The 2,888-nt window shown below is 62.4% G+C and carries 6 protein-coding genes; 4 read left to right on the forward strand and 2 right to left on the reverse strand.

The features are described from left to right. Together AAHG09_RS31655 and AAHG09_RS31660 are read left to right on the forward strand one after the other, a co-directional pair. A partial coding sequence (locus tag AAHG09_RS31655) for a transposase (protein ID WP_342112294.1) occupies positions 1-260 on the forward strand: 260 nt, incomplete at its 5' end. Between the two features lie 271 nt (positions 261-531). Further along, the gene (locus AAHG09_RS31660; RefSeq protein ID WP_342112296.1) at positions 532-828 is read left to right on the forward strand and encodes a hypothetical protein; all 297 of its coding nucleotides are present in this window, start codon (positions 532-534) and stop codon (positions 826-828) included. A 56-nt stretch (positions 829-884) separates the two neighbouring features. Here the strand turns inward: AAHG09_RS31660 and AAHG09_RS31665 are convergent, their stop codons facing one another. Together AAHG09_RS31665 and AAHG09_RS31670 are read right to left on the reverse strand one after the other, a co-directional pair. Beyond that, complete coding sequence (locus AAHG09_RS31665; RefSeq protein ID WP_342112298.1) at positions 885-1,355, reverse strand: cupin domain-containing protein; 471 nt, start codon at positions 1,353-1,355, stop codon at positions 885-887. Between the two features lie 124 nt (positions 1,356-1,479). After that, positions 1,480-1,911, reverse strand: coding sequence for a hypothetical protein (locus tag AAHG09_RS31670; protein ID WP_342112300.1), 432 nt, complete (start codon positions 1,909-1,911; stop codon positions 1,480-1,482). On the opposite strand from AAHG09_RS31670, the gene AAHG09_RS31675 reads away from it, so the two are divergent. Both AAHG09_RS31675 and AAHG09_RS31680 read left to right on the forward strand, forming a co-directional pair. After that, entirely contained in the window at positions 1,910-2,158 is a 249-nt protein-coding gene (locus AAHG09_RS31675) for a hypothetical protein (protein ID WP_342112302.1), read from the forward strand. The two genes, AAHG09_RS31670 and AAHG09_RS31675, sit on opposite strands and share 2 nt — an antisense overlap. A gap of 88 nt (positions 2,159-2,246) precedes the next feature. Next, positions 2,247-2,549 carry a hypothetical protein gene (locus tag AAHG09_RS31680; RefSeq protein ID WP_342112303.1) on the forward strand — a complete coding sequence of 101 codons (303 nt, stop codon included), beginning with the start codon at positions 2,247-2,249 and terminating at the stop codon, positions 2,547-2,549. The last annotated feature ends 339 nt before the right edge of the window (positions 2,550-2,888 follow it).

Genomic DNA, 2,888 nt, shown 5'->3' on the forward strand with positions numbered 1-2,888 from the left:
CCGACAAGGCCTACGACCACCGCCGCTGCCGTCAGGCGCTGACCCGCCGCCGCATCCAGCCCCGCATCGCCCGGCGCGGGATCGAGAGCAGCCAGCGGCTGGGACGTCGTAGGTGGGTCGTCGAGCGGACCCTGGCTTGGTTCGCCCAATTCCGTCGCCTCGCCATTCGCTACGAGCGACGAGCCGACATCCATCTCGCCTTCTCGACGCTGGCTGCCGCCCTCATCGTCTGGCGCTTCATCGAACGATGGTTTTGTTAGGAGCTCTAAGGTGCTCGACGGCAATCCGCCCTCTGCTCACCAACCGGCTAATGTGCTGATCGGGTTCGATCTGCGGCCCTATGCCTATCGTGGACGATGGTCACCCGATCAGGCGGGGTCAGCCCGGACGGTACGATCCAGGAGAGCCAACCTGCCGAGGCAGTAAGTGCCCAGCACGCTGTTCCTGTATGGGCCCAACATCTGTTCTGATCGCCACGGGCAGGAACATCGGAGTGAGCCAGACCTTCTCCTCATCGAACCAGGAGGGAACATGACACGTCTCACCACGCTGACTGGCGCCGCAGCTATCCTGGCGCTTACGGCAACAACATCCTTCGCCGCCCCCTGCGTGGTCGGTACGACGACCAGCAGCAAGGGCCCGACCACGAAGGATACCAGCTCCAACGTCGAAGGAGGCTCGACCCAAAAGGTGACACCTGGTGCGAAGGGTGAGTCGCCTGGTACGGTGGGCGCTCTGGACAACGTCGGCGCCGCCTCGATGCCCGATAAGGGTGAGAAGAAGGCCCCTGAGGGTCAGCCGGTCAAGCCGGGCGATGACAACTGCTGATCTAGCTGGTCCCGCGGGTGGCAAGCCCGCGGGGCGTTCTACAAACGCAGGTTTGTTCAGACAGGTCGTCCGCCCGCATTCGCCGCGGTCCCGTCAGCAATCTGAGCTTCCAGCTGTGCCTTGAAGTCAGCGATCCCGAGGATCTGGGTCGTCTGTCCATTCTCGTCGAGGAACTCGTACAGCGCGTCTTCGATGTTCCGGTTGCTGAAGAAGACGATCGCGTCCTGATCTCCGCCGCCTTCCTCATGGGGTTCGCCATGAGCGGGGCCTGAGACAAAGCTACCGGTCGGCCGGATTTCCTTGAGTTCACCGTCCGGGCGGTAGAACCGCAACTCGCCCTGCATCACTAGGGTGACGTAAGGGCAATGATGGCGGTGAAGCATAACCCGCTGATTGGCCGCGAACTTGAACACGACATCGACGATGCGATTTTCTTCATCGACTTTGTAAACGAAGAAGGCGATATGATCGAGCCAATCGAGAGTTCGCCAAGTGATATTGCTCTGATCGAAGCTGTAATGATCCATGTTATTTCCTCCGTTTTGATTGATCGATAGAGCGCAAAACGGAGCTTATGCGCACCTAGGATCTACCAAATACGAAGCCTGATCCTTATAGCACGACGCGTCAAACTTGGCTGATGCAGATCTGCTATTCAGCTGAGTATGGCCCGCCGAACAGATCCCCGAGCGCCTTTCGCCGGAACAGCGTGCGCCAGCGCCGCCGCTGATGCTCCGGCCGGTCGTGGATCATGTGGCAGCGCTGGCAGAACGCCGCGAGATTGGCGTCAGCGTTGTTCGAGGTGTCGTGATCCCGATGGGCTGCGGCGAGCACGACCCGGGTCCGGCGGGCTCGTCCCAGGATGTCAGCTTCCGCAGCGATCCGGATCCGCCTGCCCCAGCCATCGCGCCAGCGGCCGGCATCCGGGTCCCACCAGCGCCCGTCGCCAAGATGATAGACGATGCGCCCGTGCGGGCGCCCGCAGCCCTCGCAGCAGCCTCTCGCCCGGCCGAACCGGATCACGGCAGAGAGCTGTGCCCAGTCGATCGGGTAGAAGTAGCGATGCTCGGGCCGGATCGGCATGATGGCGCAATGTGCCACCGGCCGTGAAGAAAGCGTAGCGGCAGAAGGCTGCTACGAATGGCGGATGGACCTATCCGACCTCCAGTTCTTGGCCTTTCTGGCTGTAGCGATCCCAGGCCTGCTTCTGCCGGTGATGATTGTCTGGTGGAAAGGCCGTTCCATCGTCCCGATCGCCCTGCTCAGCCTCGTGTTCTGGCCTGGCGCGCTGATCCTGGCCCTAAGGCTGCGACACACGCGGGATCTGTAACCACGACGTTCACGGGTGCCCGAACGATAGAGACCGCGGTGAGGTTTAGCCTCTGACCGATCGAGCCGATCCGTCTGGAGGAAACACCATGTCGATGAAGACACTGACCCTAGCGGTTGCGCTCACTTTCGCGGTCTCCGGTGCCGCCGTCGCCCAGACTGCGGCCGGCGGCGGCAGCGCCGAGGGCAACATGAACAACCCCGGCTCCGTGAAGAGCAACTCGGAGAAGTCCATGGAGAGCGGGAGCAGTTCGATGGGCACGGGTACGATGAGCACCAGCACGGGGCCTGGCACCAGCGGTGGTCCGCCCGTGAGCACGCCCGGTGCGCCTGCAGGCAGCGGGTCGGGCAACGGTGCGACCGGGAGCGGTGCGGCTCCGAGCGGCAAGTAACTCATCATCGCCCCGCGATTCCTGATCGCGGGGCATCTTATGTAACCTGGAACTTTACTAAGGCGCTACAAAGCACCGAGGTCCAAGCTTAAACGGTACTTAAGTCTCATCGAGGATCGGCACTCGATGAGACCAGATCGGCAAACCAGTCTCGTCGAGCAGAACTGCTACGCTCAAGGTCATGCCTGGCGACGCGCAGCGATACAGTTTCGCTAAGAGCCCGTCCGATAAGGGCCTGAGGCGGGGTTGAGTGGCCGGGATGGCGATGATTCCAGGAGGGTGCTGAAGCCTAACCTGGAAGCGCCATGTGGACCCCGACCACCCGGCGGCAGCATAGCC

Source organism: Methylobacterium guangdongense (genome assembly GCF_038442355.1).
In the GTDB taxonomy this organism is placed as follows: Bacteria; Pseudomonadota; Alphaproteobacteria; order Rhizobiales; family Beijerinckiaceae; genus Methylobacterium; species Methylobacterium guangdongense.